The sequence below is a fragment of the Elusimicrobiota bacterium genome (assembly GCA_016218575.1).
Lineage (GTDB): Bacteria > Elusimicrobiota > Elusimicrobia > UBA1565 > UBA9628 > JACRDN01.
The window spans coordinates 37,209-54,012 of sequence record JACRDN010000013.1 but is presented as its reverse complement, the minus strand read 5'-3'; the positions used below and the strand labels follow the sequence as shown (position 1 = coordinate 54,012).

At 61.1% G+C, this 16,804-nt stretch carries 16 protein-coding genes; 6 read left to right on the top strand and 10 right to left on the bottom strand.

Annotated features, from left to right (window positions below; translation table 11 throughout):
* The first annotated feature begins 51 nt into the window (after positions 1 to 51).
* On the top strand, positions 52 to 1,440 hold the full coding sequence (gene rlmD, locus HY921_03845; protein ID MBI5630000.1) for a 23S rRNA (uracil(1939)-C(5))-methyltransferase RlmD: 1,389 nt from the start codon (positions 52 to 54) through the stop codon (positions 1,438 to 1,440).
* Here rlmD and HY921_03840 read toward each other — a convergent pair.
* The gene (locus tag HY921_03840; protein ID MBI5629999.1) at positions 1,434 to 2,540 is read right to left on the bottom strand and encodes a hypothetical protein; all 1,107 of its coding nucleotides are present in this window, start codon (positions 2,538 to 2,540) and stop codon (positions 1,434 to 1,436) included. The two genes, rlmD and HY921_03840, sit on opposite strands and share 7 nt — an antisense overlap.
* Before the next feature lie 315 nt (positions 2,541 to 2,855).
* On the opposite strand from HY921_03840, the gene HY921_03835 reads away from it, so the two are divergent.
* A complete protein-coding gene (locus HY921_03835) occupies positions 2,856 to 4,571 on the top strand; it encodes a hypothetical protein (protein ID MBI5629998.1) in 1,716 nt (571 codons plus the stop codon).
* A 42-nt stretch (positions 4,572 to 4,613) separates the two neighbouring features.
* Here the strand turns inward: HY921_03835 and lspA are convergent, their stop codons facing one another.
* Genes lspA through HY921_03820 form a run of 3 tightly spaced genes read right to left on the bottom strand, consistent with a single transcriptional unit; the run spans position 4,614 to position 9,023 of the window.
* On the bottom strand, positions 4,614 to 5,045 hold the full coding sequence (lspA, locus tag HY921_03830; GenBank protein ID MBI5629997.1) for a signal peptidase II: 432 nt from the start codon (positions 5,043 to 5,045) through the stop codon (positions 4,614 to 4,616).
* Positions 5,045 to 7,852, bottom strand: coding sequence for an isoleucine--tRNA ligase (gene ileS / locus HY921_03825; protein MBI5629996.1), 2,808 nt, complete (start codon positions 7,850 to 7,852; stop codon positions 5,045 to 5,047). The genes lspA and ileS overlap by 1 nt, the downstream gene beginning before the upstream one ends.
* Positions 7,845 to 9,023 carry an acyl-CoA dehydrogenase family protein gene (locus HY921_03820; protein ID MBI5629995.1) on the bottom strand — a complete coding sequence of 393 codons (1,179 nt, stop codon included), beginning with the start codon at positions 9,021 to 9,023 and terminating at the stop codon, positions 7,845 to 7,847. Before HY921_03820 ends, ileS begins: the two co-directional genes overlap by 8 nt.
* 157 nt (positions 9,024 to 9,180) lie before the next feature.
* On the opposite strand from HY921_03820, the gene HY921_03815 reads away from it, so the two are divergent.
* Genes HY921_03815 through HY921_03805 form a run of 3 tightly spaced genes read left to right on the top strand, consistent with a single transcriptional unit; the run spans position 9,181 to position 11,016 of the window.
* On the top strand, positions 9,181 to 9,444 hold the full coding sequence (locus HY921_03815; GenBank protein ID MBI5629994.1) for a hypothetical protein: 264 nt from the start codon (positions 9,181 to 9,183) through the stop codon (positions 9,442 to 9,444).
* A 1-nt stretch (position 9,445) separates the two neighbouring features.
* Positions 9,446 to 9,943 carry a cyclic nucleotide-binding domain-containing protein gene (locus HY921_03810; protein MBI5629993.1) on the top strand — a complete coding sequence of 166 codons (498 nt, stop codon included), beginning with the start codon at positions 9,446 to 9,448 and terminating at the stop codon, positions 9,941 to 9,943.
* Positions 9,943 to 11,016 carry an AI-2E family transporter gene (locus HY921_03805; GenBank protein MBI5629992.1) on the top strand — a complete coding sequence of 358 codons (1,074 nt, stop codon included), beginning with the start codon at positions 9,943 to 9,945 and terminating at the stop codon, positions 11,014 to 11,016. Before HY921_03810 ends, HY921_03805 begins: the two co-directional genes overlap by 1 nt.
* Here HY921_03805 and HY921_03800 read toward each other — a convergent pair.
* The 5 genes from HY921_03800 to HY921_03780 are packed head-to-tail and all read right to left on the bottom strand — an operon-like array spanning position 11,013 to position 14,117.
* Positions 11,013 to 11,888: a YbgC/FadM family acyl-CoA thioesterase gene (locus HY921_03800; protein ID MBI5629991.1), complete on the bottom strand. Its 876-nt coding sequence runs from the start codon at positions 11,886 to 11,888 to the stop codon at positions 11,013 to 11,015. The two genes, HY921_03805 and HY921_03800, sit on opposite strands and share 4 nt — an antisense overlap.
* Positions 11,885 to 12,268: a response regulator gene (locus tag HY921_03795; GenBank protein ID MBI5629990.1), complete on the bottom strand. Its 384-nt coding sequence runs from the start codon at positions 12,266 to 12,268 to the stop codon at positions 11,885 to 11,887. The genes HY921_03800 and HY921_03795 overlap by 4 nt, the downstream gene beginning before the upstream one ends.
* A 51-nt stretch (positions 12,269 to 12,319) precedes the next feature.
* Complete coding sequence (locus HY921_03790; protein ID MBI5629989.1) at positions 12,320 to 13,474, bottom strand: glycosyltransferase; 1,155 nt, start codon at positions 13,472 to 13,474, stop codon at positions 12,320 to 12,322.
* A gap of 16 nt (positions 13,475 to 13,490) precedes the next feature.
* Positions 13,491 to 13,736, bottom strand: a complete 246-nt coding sequence (locus HY921_03785) for a CDGSH iron-sulfur domain-containing protein (protein ID MBI5629988.1) — start codon at positions 13,734 to 13,736, stop codon at positions 13,491 to 13,493.
* 12 nt (positions 13,737 to 13,748) lie between these two features.
* Positions 13,749 to 14,117 (bottom strand): CoA-binding protein, encoded by a 369-nt coding sequence (locus HY921_03780; protein MBI5629987.1) that lies wholly within the window; start codon positions 14,115 to 14,117, stop codon positions 13,749 to 13,751.
* 67 nt (positions 14,118 to 14,184) lie between these two features.
* On the opposite strand from HY921_03780, the gene HY921_03775 reads away from it, so the two are divergent.
* Positions 14,185 to 15,081: a trypsin-like peptidase domain-containing protein gene (locus HY921_03775; GenBank protein MBI5629986.1), complete on the top strand. Its 897-nt coding sequence runs from the start codon at positions 14,185 to 14,187 to the stop codon at positions 15,079 to 15,081.
* Between the two features lie 28 nt (positions 15,082 to 15,109).
* Here HY921_03775 and HY921_03770 read toward each other — a convergent pair whose 3' ends face one another.
* Positions 15,110 to 16,468 carry an RDD family protein gene (locus HY921_03770; GenBank protein ID MBI5629985.1) on the bottom strand — a complete coding sequence of 453 codons (1,359 nt, stop codon included), beginning with the start codon at positions 16,466 to 16,468 and terminating at the stop codon, positions 15,110 to 15,112.
* Positions 16,469 to 16,804 lie beyond the last annotated feature (336 nt).

Genomic DNA, 16,804 nt, shown 5'->3' with positions numbered 1-16,804 from the left:
TTCGGTGGTCAACTCGGGCCGGCCGTAATTGATATACTGTCACCGATTTACATGGAAAAATTGATCGTCCGCGTCGAGCGCATGGCCCCGGAAGGGGAGGCCATCGCCCGGGCCGAGGGAGCCTCCCGCGTCATCTTCGTCTCCCACGGCGTTCCCGGAGACCGCCTGGAGGTGGAGCTCATCGAGGCCAAATCGAGCTATGCCAAGGCCAGGATAGTCAAAATACTAGAGCCCGGCCCCGAGAGAATCCTTCCACCCTGCCCGCTCCATTTCGACCCCTCCCGCCCGGTCCCGGCCTGCGGAGGCTGCGACTGGCAGCAATTCGGCTACCCGGCCCAGCTCAAGCACAAGCGCGAGGTCATCCTGGACGCCTTGAGGCGCATCGGCAAGCTTCCCGACGTTCCGGTGCTCGAAACCATCCCTTCGCCTCAGGACTGGGCCTACCGCAACAAGGTCCAGATTCCCTTCGGGAGACTTGGCAAAGGCCCTGGTTCCAAAGTGCTGGCAGGCTTCTACGCCCCCGGCTCGCACCGCATCGTGGACTTCTCGGCATGCCCGGTCCAGCCCGAGCTTGCCGTCAAAATCGCGCTCAAGATCAAGCAATTGGCGCAGCGCTGGGATTGGCCGGTCTATGACGAGGACTCGGCCCATGGCTGGCTGCGCCACCTTTTGGTCAGGACCAACGGCCAAGGCAAGGCCTTGGCCGCTTTGGTCACCAAGGGTTTGGAGTTCCGCCAGAGGGACGAATTCATCCAGGAGCTCAGGGGCGCGTTCCCGGAAATCATAAGCCTGCACCAAAACATTCAACCCCTTAAAACGTCCGTCATTCTGGGACAGCAGTGGAAGCACTTGTGGGGCGCCAAGCAAATCGAGGAAAAAATCGGAAAATTCTCCTTCCTGGTCTCGCCGGGGGCCTTTCTCCAGGTCAACACCGGGGCCAGCGAAAAGCTCTACGACACAGCCCTTTCCTTCCTTAGAGAAGGTTCTCCCAACTTTAAGATGGGACTAGATCTCTACTGCGGGGCCGGAACCTTGACCCTCTGGGCGGCGCAAGGCCTTCCCAGAATCATCGGCATAGAGGAAAACCAGCAGGCTATCCGCGACGCCTGGGCCAATGCCGAGAGAAATAATGTCAAAAATGTTCGTTTTACCGCCAGTCGAGCGGAAGCGGCCCTGCCCCGGCTTAAGAAGGAGTTCCCCGATCGCGTGGCGGCCCTGGCCGATCCCCCCCGGGCGGGACTCAGCCACCCCGTGCTCAAGGCCTTGACCGCCCGCGAGATACGACGCCTGGTCTACGTCTCCTGCAACCCGGCCACCTTCGCCCGGGACGCGTCCTTCCTCTGCCATTCCGGCTTCAAGCTCCTCAAGGTCCAGCCCGTGGACCTCTTCCCCCAGACCTCCCACGTGGAGCTCGTGGGGCTGTTGGACAGAAGTCAGTAGTCCAGGAGAAATCGGTCGAATAAGGCCGCGTTGAAAGCCGTCCCGAGGTTGCTTGAAAAAAACCGCGCCCATTTAATGCCGGGCCGGGCGAGGGCAAAGCCTTCAGGCCTGATCACGCGGTCGTAGCTGCCGGACCCATTTCTGCTGAAGGAATAAATCTCATCCCCTGCCCGATCAAAAATTTTTACCGCCAAGCTCGGCAAGGTGATCCCCCCTGGGTCACCGAAAAAGAGGGGCATGGACGCCGAGAGTCCTCTAAGGCCGGCATCGAGGAACTCCATGACAAACGAGACCGGCTCATTGCTTCCCTGCTGGGTCATGACATTAGAACCCATAACGCCCTGGACCGCGTCCCCGTCATAATAGCTCCGGGCGTCCCGCACCACCAGGCGGGTGCCGGAAGTCATGTCCTGGATCAATATCCCATGGGCCGCCAAATACGGCCGAGCATCCACGCCCCCGGTGTCGGCGGGATCCACCATGACGGGGCTGAAATCGATCAGCACCTGGCTCCTCCCCATCTTTGCCTCCTCGACCCCTCTATGGTAAGAAAACGCAAGAAACGGCAATAGGCGCCGCCAGCCCCCGGCGCCTCGTTCGATGGCCAGCGGCTCGAGCTCCGTCGCGGCGTCGAAGAATCGCCTGCCTTGCCTCTCCATTTGCTCGATTCCATCTTCCGAGATAAAGCCATGAAACGCGGCGATGCGAGAGAGGCGCTCCACCGCGTCGGAATGCCCCCTCAAAACCGGCGTCAATTCCCCCAATCCGGGCGGAAGATGGTTGACCTCCCGCAAAACCTCTTCGGGCTGGGCCAATAGCGCGAGGGCCACCCTGAAACCAAATGCGGCGGCGCGGGTGCGCGGGATCAAAGGGGCGGGCCGGAGCCGAGCGGCCGCGTCCATCACGTCCAAGGCCTCCCTGGCTTCACCGGGAAACGATGTCCCGCGCAGAGACGAGACGGCGAACTCGATGGGCTGGCGCAATGGCTGGTAGGAGGCAAGCCGGTTCAAAATCTGGACCCGGCGGGCCTGCCCTCCATCGGCCCAAGCCGAGCCGGTTATCATCAAAAGGAAAGCCACACTGCCAGTGATATTCCTCATTGATTAATTATACAGGTGGATCGGAGCCTTGCCTTGGGCCCTTCAGGCCACGGGGGTTGGGCCTTAGGGCCTATGGCGAAAATCCCGTTCATGGGCTATGCTTCCAAGCATGACGCTTCACCCCTGTCTTTTCGCGATGGGAATGCTTCTTTTTGCCCCCGCGCCGGCCGGGCAAGGACTACGACGCGAGCTTCTACCTGCCCCTGGAGCCCGGAGACTGATGGGCGCCCCCGCCGCCGTAGGACTAAAGGCCCAGTTCCAGATGGGCCTTTCGCCCCTGTCCCGCTCCGGCTTCTTGGGCTATACTAAAACACCATGAAAAGAGTGATTTATGCCGCCGCGGCGATACTGCTCCTACCCTGCCTGGGGCCTGCGGCGCCTGCAAAAAATACCAAGGACCGACCTAAAGCCGAAGCAAAGAAGCCCGCGCCCAAGCCAAAACCTCAACCGAAGCCCAAGATTGATCCGGTCATCTCCCGCATAGACAAAAGCAGCCTCGGGGCTTACCAAAAACTTCTCGCCAAAAGCATAGTGGAGTCGAAATTGGAGAAAGTTCCGGCTCCGGGCAAGACCCCGAATGATGAGCTCAAAGCCTGGAACGCCTTCATCCAAAACTTCGTCCTCGGCTATATGGGAGCCTCCGGCCCGAAGGCGGACAAATCAGAAGCCTTCGAGACCAAGTACGTGCAGAAGCGCGCGCCGAAGCTATTGGCCCCGGCAAAGCCCGCCCATCTCTACCGCAACGCCATAAAGAGGGAGCTCGACGCCTACATGAAGTCGAGCAAGGCTTCCTTCGACCCCAAGAAGGTCGAAGGCGGGCTCGACTCCATCGGAGAGCCGCCCAAGGAACCTCAAGGCAAGGAGGACAAGGAGCCTTTGAGCGCCTTCGAGTCGGCTCTCATAGAAAGCTTCGCCCAGGAGCCTCTCTTTAAGACCTCCTACGACAGCTATGCCGCGGGGTGCAAGGCGCTCAATGCCTCTCCCGTCCAGTCCGGGTGCTGGCGCGGCAAGATCGCCGACATCCTGAATACTTACAAGCAGTCGTCAAAGGCGGACGATAAGCTCGCGGCCATGGAAGCGGCCTACATCCAGAAACGCCTGGCCTCCGATTACCCGCGCTTCCAGAAGCTCCTGGACGAGGCCGCCAAGGACAAGCAAAAACTTCCCCCTTTCATCGCTCAGTGGCGGGCCGCCATCAAGGTGGAATTCGACGGCTACAAGGATTCCAAATACGCCCCGACCGAGCTAAGCAGCCTCTTGAAGCGCACCGAGGACCTCAACAAGGACCCCTTCGCCGTGGCCTTGAGCGACCTTTTCGCCAATCCCGTGGTCGAGGCCTTCGTGGAGCAGAATATCATCGAGAAAGCGAAGAATGACGCGGATTTGGAGAAGGCGAAAAAAGAGATCATAGAGCTTTCCAAGGCGGACAAGGAAAAGAGAAAGGCGCGCGTCGGAGCCTTGCAAAAAGAGGTCTTCCCAAAAATCAAGGACATCTTGGACAAGGCAATCCCGGAGAAGGACTATCCCGCTTCTCTCAAGCGCCGCGGGATCACGCAGAACAACATTTTAGGCTACTACTGCCCTCTACGCGAGAAAAAGGGCGCGCCGGCGCAGCCCACAGGGCCAAAGGCCTTGCCCCAGCTTCAAGGAGAAAACGAGCGCGGCAAACAGGCGGTGAACGCAACTTCCCCCGAGGGAGCGGCCGTGAAGGCGGACGTTGACCAGCCCAAGGTAGAAAAGGCCGAGCTCCTATGCCGCGATTACGAGGCGAAGAACCCTCCCGACGTCAAGCCGCCGACCGGCCCGGGAAAGCCGTCGGGGCCTCCAACTATCGGCGGCCCAAAGAATCCCAACCACAAAGACCCGCCCGCCAAGGACAAGAACGCTTGGGTCATTCCGATATACACGGCCAAGATGGCGACCTACGCGGGGATACTGGGGTTGTTCTTCGGGGGTCCCGCCGGGATGGCGCTCGTCGGAACGCTGGGCACGATAGGGGGCTACGCCATGGCCTTGGATAGCAACAAATAGCGGTTATCCACCGAACTTCGCCGCGAAGTGGGGTGGATAAGTCTACTCTCCTCTCAACCCCCAAGCCAGGCAGGCCGCCCCCACCGTGACGCAGGAGTCCGCGAGGTTGAACACGGGCCAGACCCGGAAGTCGAGGAAGTCCACCACGTAGCCGTAGAATACTCGGTCGTACAAATTCCCCAAAGCCCCGGCCGTGACCAAGACCAGGCCCACGGCGACCCAGGCGTTCTTCCGAGCCCAGGCCTTGTGCATGTAGAAGAGAAATCCGGTCAAGATGGAAGTGAGGACGATGAAAAAGAAGTTTAAGTTTTTGCCGTTTCCGACCCCGAAGGCGGCGCCGGTGTTCTCGATGTAGGTCAGGTGGAAGAAGGGAAGCACCGGAAGTGAGTATTGAGCCTTGAGGACGTGAAGAGCCCAATACTTGGTCAAGCGGTCGGCCAGAAACAGAAGTACCACCGCCAGCGCCCGGAACATCACCGGGACAGATGCGTAGCACAGCGGCCGCAGAGCTCGGGATGGGAGGCCGAGACCCCGATGTCGGTTTGGTATCTCCAGCAGCGCGGGCATTTGGCGCCCTCGGCGGCTTGAACCTCGATCTCGAGCTCTCCCTGCCCCTTGAGATGCTCCACTTGGGAGACTAGCAGTATTTCAGGCCAATTGATGGGAAGGGCATCATCCCCTGGAGCGGATCCCTTGAAAACCACCTTGGCTTGAAGCGAGGAACCGATTTTCCGGGCCCCCCGGGCCTCCTCGAGGGCCTTCTGTGCCCTTTCGCGCACCCGGCGCACCGCCTCCCAGCGCTCCGAAAGGGCGAGGTTCTCCCATTCCGGAGCGATCTCGGAGAGGTCGGCCAAAAACACGCTCGCCTCCCCTCCCAGGGCCCAATACTGCCACGCCTCCTCGGAAGTAAAAGACAGAATGGGCGAAGCCAGGATGAGAAGCCTTTTTAGGCACTCCGCCATCGCGGTTTGGGCCGCGCGGCGCGAGGGATCGTCGGGCGCGAAGGTGTAGAGCCTATCCTTCAAAATGTCGAGGTAGAACGCGGAAAGATCAAAAGAGCAGAAATCCACCAGCGCGCGCGCGGCATGGCGGAAGCGGTACTCGCGGTAGTCCTCAAGCATCCCTTTCTGGAGCAGCCCCAGGCGGTGCAGTATGTAGCGCTCGAGCTCCGGGAGCTTTCCGAAGGCAACGGCGTGCTTGGCCGCGTCGAAGTCCGAGAGATTGCCCAAGAGGTAGCGCACGGTGTTTCTAAATCTGCGGTAGGAGTCTGCAGGACCTTCCAGGAGCTTATCTGAAATCCGCACGTCGTCGCTGTAGTCGGAAAGGGCCACCCAAAGCCTCAAGACGTCGGCCCCCATCTTCTGGATCACTTCCTGGGGTGCCACGACGTTGCCGGCGGACTTGTGCATGGCCCGGCCCTGCTGGTCCAAGACAAAGCCATGGGTGAGCACGGACTTGTAGGGAGCCTTACCCGCGATCGCGACCGAGAGGACCAAGGAGCTCTGGAACCAGCCGCGGTGCTGGTCGGAGCCCTCGAGGTAGAGGTCGCAGGGGGCTTGGCCCTCCGGCTCGAGGACGGCCAGCCACGAGGCTCCGGAGTCGATCCAGACGTCCAGGATGTCGGTCTCGCGGCGAAACTCCGAAGACCCGCAGCGGCAAGTCAAGCCGTGAGGAAGGAAGTCCCAAATCTTCTCGGTGACATGCACCCCCCAATTCTCGAACCAGAAGGAGTCCCCTTCGGCCGCCACCTTATTCTCGATTGCCTCGAGGACCGCGTCGTCTTTCAGGGGATGATGGCACCGCGCGCAGAAAAGCACCGGGATGGGGGTCCCCCAAACCCGCTGTCGGGACAGGCACCAGTCCGGCCGGAGCTCAACCATGCTGGAGATGCGGTCCCGCCCCGCCTCGGGAATCCAGCGCGCCTCCCCGACGGCCTTGAGGAGCCGGTCGCGCAGATTATTGAAATTTACGCTCAAAAACCACTGCTCGGTGGCCCGGAACACGATGGGATTCTTGCAGCGCCAGCAATGCGGGTAGCTGTGCTGAATCTGCGCCTCGGCAAGGAGAAGGCCCCTCTCCTTCAAGGCCGAGGCGACGATCGGGTTTCCCTCGGAGAAAATCGCCTTGCCCTCCAGGAGCTGGCGCTCAGGAACGTCCTCGGTAAAGCGCCCCGACGCGTCCACCGGGCAGAAAATGTCGAGGCCGTAATGCTGGCCGGTATGAAAATCGTCGGCCCCGTGGCCGGGGGCCGTGTGCACGATCCCGGTGCCCTCATCGGCGCTCACGTACTCGGCCAGAACCCCAATCCCCTCCCCGCCGCCGAAGGGCTTGCGGTAGACGAAGTTGGCCCGCCTGTCCGGCGGGTGGCTGGGGGCCAAGTCCTTGCCGCGGTAGGTGTAGAGAATATCCTTGGGACTGGCCCCCAAGGCCTTCATCGCGGCCTCGAGCCTGGTCTTGGCCAGGAGCAGTATCCTGGGCTTTGCCCAGTCGGACCGCTCTGCCTCGACCGCCACGTACTCAAGCTCCGGATGGAAGGCCGCGGCCATATTGGCGGGCAAGGTCCACGGGGTCGTGGTCCACACCAGGACCTCGGCGCCCGACAGCTCCTTAGGGTATTCGATCGGGAAGGCCGCGAAAACCGAGGGAGAGGCCTTGTCCTTGTACTCGATCTCGGCCTCGGCCAAAGCGGTCTCGCAGGAGACGCACCAATACACGGGTTTGAGTCCCCGGTAGACGTAGCCCCCCTTCAAAAGCAGCCGGAATGCGCGCAGGACGCGCGACTCGTACTCCCTGGACATCGTTTTGTATGGTCTTTCCCAGTCGCCCAGAACCCCCAAGCGACGGAACTCCTCGCGCTGGAGAGAGATGAAGCGCTCGGCGAATGCCTCGGCCTGGGCGCGAAAGGCGGGGATGTCTTTGACGCCCCTTTTCCCCATCTTGAGCTCCTTCAAGAGCGCCGCCTCGATGGGAAGGCCGTGGCAGTCCCAGCCCGGCACATAAGGGGTGCGGCAGCCCATGACGGCGCGGGATTTGACCACCATGTCCTTCAAGACCTTGTTCAAGGCGTGGCCGATGTGGATGCCGCCGTTGGCATAGGGCGGGCCGTCGTGAAGCGCGAACAGGGGCCGGCCCTGCTGTTTCTTTCGCAGGGCCTCGTAAAGCCCGATCTTGGACCAGAGTTCCAGTATCCCGGGCTCCCTCTTGGGCAGATCCCCCCTCATGGGGAAATCCGTCTTGGGAAGGTTCAAAGTCTGGGAATAGTCGGCCTTGGCCTCAGGCATAGACCCGCTCGGCCGCCGCCTCGCTCAAGAGGAGCCGGCTGATCACCAATTGCTGAATTTGGCTCGAGCCCTCCCCGATCTGGTAGAGCTTGGCGTCGCGGAAAAAGCGCTGGACCGGGCAATCGAAGGAGGCCCCGTGGGGCCCGATCACGTCCAATATCTCCGTGGGAGCGCGCATGGCCAAATCCCCGCTCACGAGCTTGGCAATGGAAGCCTCCCGGGAATAGGGCCGGCCCGCGTCAAGGAGGAAGGCTGCGCGCAGGGCCAGAAGCCTAGCCGCGTCCACCTCGGCCGCGATCTGGGCCAAGGTGCGCTGGGCCGCGGTGAGCCCCGCAGAGTTCGGGCGGATGCCGTACTCCTTCTGGCGGGGTTTGACCCACTTGATCCCCTCCTCGAGGGCCGCGCGGGCGATGCCCACGGAAATTCCCGAGATGGCCACCCGGCCGCCGTCGAGCACCGTCATGGCGTCGCGGAAGGCACGGCCAGGTTTTCCCACCACATGGTCCTGGGACAGGCGCACGTTCTGCAGGTGAAGCTGGGCGGTGTCGGAGGAGCGGATTCCCATCTTCTTCTCGATTTTTCCGACGTTGAGGCCCGGGGTGCCCTTCTCCATGACAAAGGCGGTCAGCCCCCTCCCCCCAGAGGGATGCTCCCCGGTTTGGGCGAAAACCACGTACACGCCGGCCACCGACCCCTGGGTCGTGAAGGTCTTGGAGCCGTTGATCACCCAGCGGGAGCCCTCGAGCACGGCCTTGGTGCGGATGGAGGCGGCGTCGGAGCCCGCCTGGGGCTCGGTCAAAGCCCAGGCGCCCAACACCTCGCCGGTGGCCAGGCGCGGCAGGTATTTGCGCTTTTGCTCCGCGCTCGCGTGCAGAAAGAGATGGTTGGTGCAAAGCCCATTGTGGGACTCAACGGTAAGGGCCAGGGCCGCGTCGGCACGCCCCAACTCCTCCAGGATGAGGCAGAGGGAGATCGCGTCCAAGGCCTGCCCCCCGTACTCCTTGGGGAAAACGATGCCTAAAAGCCCCAGGCGGCGCAGCCCGGGCATGAGATCCCACGGGAAAGCCTCCTTGCGGTCGTTCTCCTGGGCCCTCGGGATGACCTCTTGCTCGCAAAACTCCCGGACCTTGCGCTGAATCTCAAGATGGCGGGGTTCCAGATCGAAATCCATGGAGTCCATACTATCATTTTGTCCGAGGTCTTGCATTGGCCGGACTTCTAAGTTATACTGCAACCGCAAGCACATTATGTCCAACGCATATCCTTATGGGCATAAGCGTGGCGGGCTCCGCCCGCCGTTGCAATTCATGTTTTCATAAGGAACAAAGATGACATCCAACGCTTTGATTGTTTTCATCGCCGTTTGCGTCGCCATCATGACCGTGGAGCTCTCGTTTCTGCTGGCGTTCTTGATCATCACCTTGCGCAAGATCAAACAGGGCGCCCAAGCCGTCGAGGTCCTGGCCTACCGCGTCGAGGAGGAGGTGGAGGCTTTCACCTCCCGGATGCGGTCGGGCTGGTTCAAGGCCCTGGAAGGAACGGCCCGGATACTGATGAGCGCGTTCTGGCCGAGCAAGAAAAAAGAGGAATAATTTGCTCAAAAACCTCAGAAAGCTCCTTTACGACCCGACTCTTCAGGCCAAAAAGGACTTCTTAAGAAGCCTGGAGCTGTTCAAGGACTTGAAGGACCGGGAATTGGCCGAGCTCGCCCAGGCCCTCCATTGCCGCGTTTACCGGCAGGGAGAGGTACTGTTCCAGGAAGGGGATATCGGCCGGGCCCTCTTCATCCTGGAGTCCGGGTCCGTGGAACTCTCCCGCAGGCGCCCGGACGGCGCCGGCCAGCCGCTTTACAAGCTCAAGCCCGGCGAGTTCTTCGGAGAGATGGCCCTTTTGGAGCAGCTCCCGCGCGCGGCCACGGCCCAGGCGGCCGAGGATTCTCGCCTTTACCTTCTCTACCTCTCCAAGCTCGAATCCCTGATCCAGGAGCATCCGCGCCTGGGCATCCAGGTCATGACCCACCTGGCCCAACTTCTCTCGGCGCGCCTGCGCCGAGCCACGATCGGAGCCACGGCTTCCCACGCCAGCAGTTGATGAGAAGGCCCTTCCCTTTCATCCCTTTTATCCTAGGAGCCGGCCTCGCCTTTTACCTGCTCTCTCGCCTCGGGCATGCCCTGATTCCATTCATCCTGAGCTCCGCCTTGGCCTACGTGACCCATCCCTTCATCAATTACTGCGAGGTCAAAGGCCTGCGCCGCGCCTTCAGCGTGACCCTATTCTATCTGATCGCCCTAGCGGCCGTGAGCGTGGCGGCCAACAACCTCCTGCAGATGGCCTCGGCCGAGCTTTCCTTCCTGCAGGAGCAGTCGCCCGCGTATCTGGCGACCATCAAGGGCATCGTGAGCGCCGCCAAGCAGTTCATCGCCCAAAACGTGCCCTTCGCCTCGTCCATCATCGAGCGCTGGGACATCCAGCTCTACGAGCCCTTGATGCGCCAGGCCGAGAATATCCCCGGCTATCTCCTCGGCATTTTCCCCCTCCTATCCTTCCTTTTCCTCATTCCCCTCATCACCTATTTTATGCTCATCGACGGCCCCAAGGCCGTCCGCCACATGATCCAGGCCTGCCCGGCCCGGCACGTGGAGAGAATATTGCACATCCTCTCGGAGATAGACGCATCCCTGGGCAATTACCTGCGGGGACTCCTGATCGCCTCCATGGCCGTGGCCATCGCGTCCTTCATTGGACTCAGCCTCATGGGACTCAGCCAAGCCTTGGCCATCTCGCTCCTGGCGGGCTTGGGCAATTTCGTGCCGTATCTGGGGCCGGCAATGGGTGCCGCGATCGGGGGCTTGGCCGCCATTTTCCAATTCAACTCCTTCGCGGCGGGCCTCAAGGTGGCGGCTCTATTCGCCGGCATTCGCCTGGCCGACGATCTGCTCCTCGAGCCCTTTATCGCCAAGCGCTCCGTGAAGCTCCATCCCCTGGCTTTTCTCCTAAGCCTCATGGCCGGCGGGGAGCTCTTCGGTTTCATCGGCCTGGTCTTCGCGGTTCCGGCCGCATGCGTGATCAAGGAACTGGGGAAAGTCTTGTGGGCCTGGTACGCCACGGAGACGCGCCTTGCCGCGCCAGAACCCCACCCCGCCGTGGAAGTTCCCTACGTTTAAGACGGGCCGCCCACGTAAGGCTCCAGGAGCTGGCGCAAGTCGTGGGGAATCCGCGCCGCGCGCCAAAGATCGTTGACCACGGCGTGGCGGGAAAATCCCCTGGCCACCTTCTTGCCGCCCAGGTCCTGGTCGTAAATCTCGTTCTCGAAGCGGATGCTGACCGCCCCCAGGTCGGAAATCCAGGTGCGGACCACGAGGAGGTCGTCGTAGCGGCTGGGAGCCAAATACCGGCAGTTGGCCTCCACGGCCGGGATGAAGAGCTTGCGCTGTATCTCGAGATCACGGTAGCGCAACCCCAAAGAGCGCAGGAGCTCGGTGCGGCCTTCCTCGAAGTACTTGAAATAGTTGGCGTAATAGATGATGCCAAGCTTGTCGGTGTCGGCGTAGGTGACGCGTACGTCGAATTCATGAAATCGCGGCGCCGCTGGCGCGGCGCCGCGAGGCTGAGGTTTGTTCGCAGTCGTTTTTGGTATTTCAGGCCTCTGCAATGTTTGCGGAGAGGCCTTGCTCTCCCCCAATATATTATTGACGGCAGAAATCACCTGATTGAGCCCCAGGGGCTTCTTGAGAAAATAGGTATGGGCGCTGGGGTGAATGCGCTTCTTGACCTCGTCGAAACCGCACACCGTCGAGAAAATGATGGGAATCTTGGCCGTATCCGGAACCCCGCGCAGGCGCTCGTAAACCGTATGGCCGCCTCCTCCCGGCATGTAGAAGTCCAGGATGATGATGTCCGGCCTGCGCTGATGCGCCTGGAGGACCCCCTGGACCCCATCGAAAGCCGCGGCCACCCCGTAGCCGGCCGATTCCAGGCCTTCCTTGAGGAGAGCGACCAAGGTCTGGTCGTCGTCGATGACCAAGACTGTCTTCATGGGGGCAGAACGGCCTGTATCTCCTTGCGCAATGCCTCGACGCCGCAGGGCTTCCTCAAGAAAGATTTCACGTTGACTTCCTGCCTAATCATTTGGGTGGTGGAATCCTCGATGCAGCTGGCGCTCAAAACCACGATAGGGATGCTGCGCGTCTCCATGTCGGCCTGCAAAGCCCTAAGCATCTCCATTCCCGACACCTTGGGCATCATGATGTCCAACAGGATGATGTCGGGCGCCCGCGAGCGCGCCAGGGTCAGACCCTTCTCCCCGTCCTCGGCCCGAAGAACCTCGTAGTCCTCATCAAAAACCATCGAGACCATGTCCACGAACACGGTATTGTCATCCACGACAAGGATTTTCCGCTTTTTCGCCTCGCTCATATTCCTCCGGCCCCGCGAAAATCTCGGTCCAGTATAGCCCCGCCTTCAAAATCATGCAATAGGCGCAATGACTTTTGCCCGCCCTCCCGAGGAAAGACGATAGGCCTTGCCCCGCCACGAGATAGTCCTGCGAAAGCCCAGGATCCAGAAAAGCAGGGCCCCGAAATCGGCGAAAGCCAGAAAGAAATATTTCCCGGGGCCTTGGCGAAACCCGGCCACCCAGCGGTCCTGGGCATAGCCGATCAAGGCGCGGGAAGCCAACATCGACAAGAGCATGGCCCGCCCCGGCCAAAACCATTTCCCGGAATGTTCGCAGAGGACCCAAAACAAGGCCGCGGCCAAGCCAGGGTTGATAAAGGGCGAGAGAAGGTAGGGACGGGGCAGGCACCAGCGCACGATGGCAGACCATTTGACCAAGTGCTCGAAAGCCTCCTTAATGGATGTTTCGCTTTCCTGGACAGAAACCAGCTCCCCAAGCAGGCATCTCTTGGCCCCCAGCCGGGTGCTCATAACACTCAAGGCCACGTCATCGGCGATGACATGGGCGAAAGGCTCGAGGCCTCCGAGCCGCTCCAGCCATTCCCTGCGGTACGCCATCCAGGCCCCGGCGCAAAAAGGCATGAGATCGAGGTAGAAGCCGAGCACGGCGCCCACGCAAAAGAAATGGTTGAAGGCGATCTGGAAGCAGAAGCCGCCCACGCCGGAAGCAGGGACATGGTAGGGAAGCGCGAAAGCCATGTCGCAGCCATCCTCGAAAGCCAGCGCGGTTTGGCGCAGGAGCCCGGGGGTGGCGCGACAGTCGGCATCCGAGAAAATCACGAAGGGATGCTTGGCCTTGGGCAGGGCCTCGATCATGTTGTGTATCTTGCCCATCCGCTCGCCGCTCGGGCCCGTGGTCAAGATCAGGATGTCCCGACCCGGATGCCTTCGGGCGAAGGCCAGGGCCACGGGGTAGGCCGGGTCATCCTCGCTTTCGATGGCAATAATGAACTGCAGGCGCCCTTCCGGGTCGGAGGCCACGATGGACTCGAAGCCATCCTCCAACGCCTCGTCGAGGCCGCGCACCGGCCGGATCAAGGTCATACCGGCGCGCGGCTCTGCCGCGGGCCGGCGGCGCCAGCGAAAGTGCCAGAGGCTGGCCAGAAGACAAAACCACAACCCCGCCAGCAGGGCTCCGGCTAGCACCCCTAGGATGAACAGGAGCACGTGCTTGGCGACCCCGCTACGGCAGGGACCGGTGGGAGCCGTCGCAGTAAGGCTTGTTCTTGGACCGCCGGCAGCCGCACCATGCCACTTTTTTCCCTTCCGACAACTCCACGCGGATGGGTGAGATCCCGGTATTAAGGCGGGCATGCGAGCCGTCGCAATAGGGCTGCTTTTGGGATTCCCCGCAGGCGCACCAGGCCTTCTTGCCCGCGGGCTCCTCGATCACGTAGGGGAATTTCTGGGTCGCTTTAGGTTCGGACATGATTTCTCCGTTTCAAACGCTCTGGGGGCTGACGCCGATCTCCACGATGCTGCAGGCCAGGATGGGGTTGAGCCCCAAAGAGCGCGCCTTATCGATGAGTTCCTGGCTTTCCGAGCCGGGGTTGAGATAGAGCTCCTTGGTCCCCTTTCGGGCGATTTCCTCGATTACCTTGAGCCCCGCGACCGGGGGAAGGTACACTGTCACACGATCCAACTCCGTTGGGATATCAAGGACGGAACGGTAGACCTTGAGCCCCTCGATGTCGGTCTCGCGCGGGTTGACGGGGAACACCTCGTAGCCCTTTTGAAGATAGGCGCGCACGGCCTTGCAGCCGTACTTGCCCCGATCCTTCGACGCCCCCACCACGGCGACGGTCGCCATGTTTTGATTATAGCTTTTTGCCGCCGGAACCCTGGGCAAAGACTCGAAAATACCCTACACTTCTGGCATGATGAAAGGCGCCGCCTTTAAGGCCGCGGCTGCCTTGGTCTTTATTGGATTGTACGGACTGCCCGCGGCCGCGGTGATTTTCGATCAGGACAACCGCGTAGACTACCCGGAGGTGAAAAATGAGAAACATCGGCGCCTCATGGACAGCTCCGTGGCCCTGTTCGCGGCTGGCGCCGTTTCCCTTGACAGCCTGGGCTGGGCGCGGCTTGCGACTCGCCCCTTTGACGACACGAATGGATACAGTCCCAAAGAGCGCTTCTACGGTCAGCCCATGGGTCCTTTCTGCTCGGGGGCACTGGTGGCGCCGGACCTCGTTCTCACCGCCAAGCACTGCCTGGACGACTTCCCCTGCGGAGCAATCAAGCTCGTCTTCGGATACAGGACCTCGCTAGACGGCGCCTTCCCCTCATTCGTTGCGCGGGGTGAAGTATTCAGCTGTGAGAAGGTCATCCGCGTTCGCAAGAAAGGCTATGCGGCGACAGCTCTGGTTAGGCTCGATAGGTCGGCGAACGCAAAAGCCCACCCCCCTATTGCTGTGCATGACAACTCGGGAGAGAATCTCACGGGACGGGAAATGTTTTATATCGGCTATCCTATGGGCCTGACGGTCAAATTCGTGGACGGCTTCAAGGTTATTATCGACAGGCCGAGCCCCAACCTGCCCTTCATTTTCGCCGACGCCGATGCCTATGCCGCAAGTTCTGGAAGCCCTGTTTTTGACTTAAGCACGGGCCAAATACAGGGAGTGCTCGCCGGCAAGCCCATCCTACCCGACTTCGTGAAGGACAAAAGCGGACTCATGGCGTCCAAGGTCGTCGCCACAAAACCCATGGTGGGCGAGCTGTCGTTCATTGCCACTTCCTCAGAGTTTTGCGAGACTCTCCGCAACCCCTAACCGACTTGGGCCGCCGCATCCTGCTATATTAGGACCTCGCGGGAGGCGCTCCGCCCTGACTGGGCAGTCGCACGACGATCGTGCCCGCGATTTTGTCGTGCCAAGCCTGCTTTTCGGGATCCCACCCCGCCCAGAAAAATCCCAAGAACATCGGCAGGATGGAGAGATAGCTCGCCAAATGGCGCACCAACGCCACTGTGAAGTCCATGGAACGGCCATCGAGCCGCACTCCCTTGATCCCCACGATCATCCCGCCCAGGGTCGTTCCCTTCCAGGTCCACATCCCAATCTGATAAAGAGCCCAACCCCCGAGGCCAAGGGCTATCAAGTTCGTCATCCCTCCAATCACAAGCCAGGCGAAGGCGTCGATGACGATGGCGGCCATTCGCAGCCAAAAACCCGCGTAAGGCAAAGCCGCGGCTTCAAGCGCCGGAGCCACCTCGGCGAGCGCAGGCGCGGCGACAGACTCCTCGGCGGAAGCGGTCTCTCCCTTCAAGGCTTCAACCCCAGCAAGAAGCGCTGCTCCAAAACCAAACAGGGTGCTCAGCATCCAGCTCGCCAGACCTATCAAAGGAACTGCGTAGAGCGCGGCCAACGCCGCTGCGCCCGCAGTTGTCGCGAGGATCGGATTCTGCACCTGAGCCTTGTTGCCCATAAATCGACAGACTCCGGCCTTGCCGACCACTGCCGCCGCAAAGACCGCCACCGCGAGGAAGGGAATCACCGCGATGCCGGCAACTGTCGCGACTAGGAAAAACGCAAAGGGAGCCAAACCTGAAAACCCCAGGATTCCCGCCAACAGAACGCTCATCGGTCGTTCTTGGATGGCCTTGGCGCATGCCTCAACGGCCGCAGGCGCGCCAGCCGCAGTCAGCACGTAAAGAAGCCCAAACGACAATACCAAGAGCCAACTCCATAAGACCCCAGGGGCAACGGGTCGGCCTTTAAAAGGTCCCGACATGACCCACTCCCCAAAACGACCCAAAGGGGACTTCATGCGCTGCAGGGAAATGATGGTTTTCTCTCCCCTTATACTCGAGAGCGGATCGGCTTCGAAGGCGCTGCCGATAACAACCAGTCGCGATGCCAGGACCGCCTTGGGCCCAATCTTGGCAGAGCCAAGAACCACCACCTCATCGCCGACCGCACCGTCGATATCGGCCATTCCGCCAATGACGACAACCCGCCCAGCAACCTTCCCGCGAATCTTGGCCGAGCCGCCGATTACGACCACCTCAGAAACGGTCTGGCCTTCCTCGACCAAGGCGTCATGCCCGATCATGACAAGCCGCGAGCCCCTCTCCCCATGGGCAACCCCAGCGTCCACGCCTCCGGCAACCAGCGCCATGAGCGTCCATGCTAAAAATCCCATTATAACGCGTTTCATTGAGCTTCCTCCTCCACGACTCTATAAATGCCTGGCTCCCGGACCTCCTGCCGCCAAGCGCGCAAATCCAACCCCGAATGCCGCAAAGAATAGGAACATGACAACGACAAGCCCGTGGAGCGGCTGGCCTGCGGCATGCCAAAAAATGGGAGCCAGCCCCCATATCCACGCGACGCACATTTTCATGACAAAAAAGCTTTTTAGTCCCGCCACGACAAGACTAAGCTCAATCCGAAGCGAGAGGCCTGCCAGAACCACCAGCGCAAGCACCAGTGCCGCACGCGCCGGAACTGGCCAAGCCCACCAGATTCGCCGCCACCAAGGCCTTGCCGCCTC

Excerpts from the sequence above, each read along its gene's own strand:
- HY921_03775 (MBI5629986.1), top strand. The coding sequence starts at position 14,185 with ATGATGAAAGGCGCCGCCTTTAAGGCCGCGGCTGCCTTGGTCTTTATT.
- lspA (MBI5629997.1), bottom strand. The coding sequence starts at position 5,045 with ATGTTCCGGGCGCTGGCGGTGGTACTTCTGTTTCTGGCCGACCGCTTG.
- HY921_03800 (MBI5629991.1), bottom strand. The coding sequence starts at position 11,888 with ATGAAGACAGTCTTGGTCATCGACGACGACCAGACCTTGGTCGCTCTC.
- HY921_03835 (MBI5629998.1), top strand. The coding sequence starts at position 2,856 with ATGAAAAGAGTGATTTATGCCGCCGCGGCGATACTGCTCCTACCCTGC.
- HY921_03815 (MBI5629994.1), top strand. The coding sequence starts at position 9,181 with ATGACATCCAACGCTTTGATTGTTTTCATCGCCGTTTGCGTCGCCATC.
- HY921_03840 (MBI5629999.1), bottom strand. The coding sequence starts at position 2,540 with ATGAGGAATATCACTGGCAGTGTGGCTTTCCTTTTGATGATAACCGGC.
- HY921_03780 (MBI5629987.1), bottom strand. The coding sequence starts at position 14,117 with ATGGCGACCGTCGCCGTGGTGGGGGCGTCGAAGGATCGGGGCAAGTAC.
- HY921_03795 (MBI5629990.1), bottom strand. The coding sequence starts at position 12,268 with ATGAGCGAGGCGAAAAAGCGGAAAATCCTTGTCGTGGATGACAATACC.
- HY921_03785 (MBI5629988.1), bottom strand. The coding sequence starts at position 13,736 with ATGTCCGAACCTAAAGCGACCCAGAAATTCCCCTACGTGATCGAGGAG.
- HY921_03805 (MBI5629992.1), top strand. The coding sequence starts at position 9,943 with ATGAGAAGGCCCTTCCCTTTCATCCCTTTTATCCTAGGAGCCGGCCTC.
- HY921_03770 (MBI5629985.1), bottom strand. The coding sequence starts at position 16,468 with ATGAAACGCGTTATAATGGGATTTTTAGCATGGACGCTCATGGCGCTG.
- rlmD (MBI5630000.1), top strand. The coding sequence starts at position 52 with ATGGAAAAATTGATCGTCCGCGTCGAGCGCATGGCCCCGGAAGGGGAG.
- HY921_03820 (MBI5629995.1), bottom strand. The coding sequence starts at position 9,023 with ATGGATTTCGATCTGGAACCCCGCCATCTTGAGATTCAGCGCAAGGTC.
- ileS (MBI5629996.1), bottom strand. The coding sequence starts at position 7,852 with ATGCCTGAGGCCAAGGCCGACTATTCCCAGACTTTGAACCTTCCCAAG.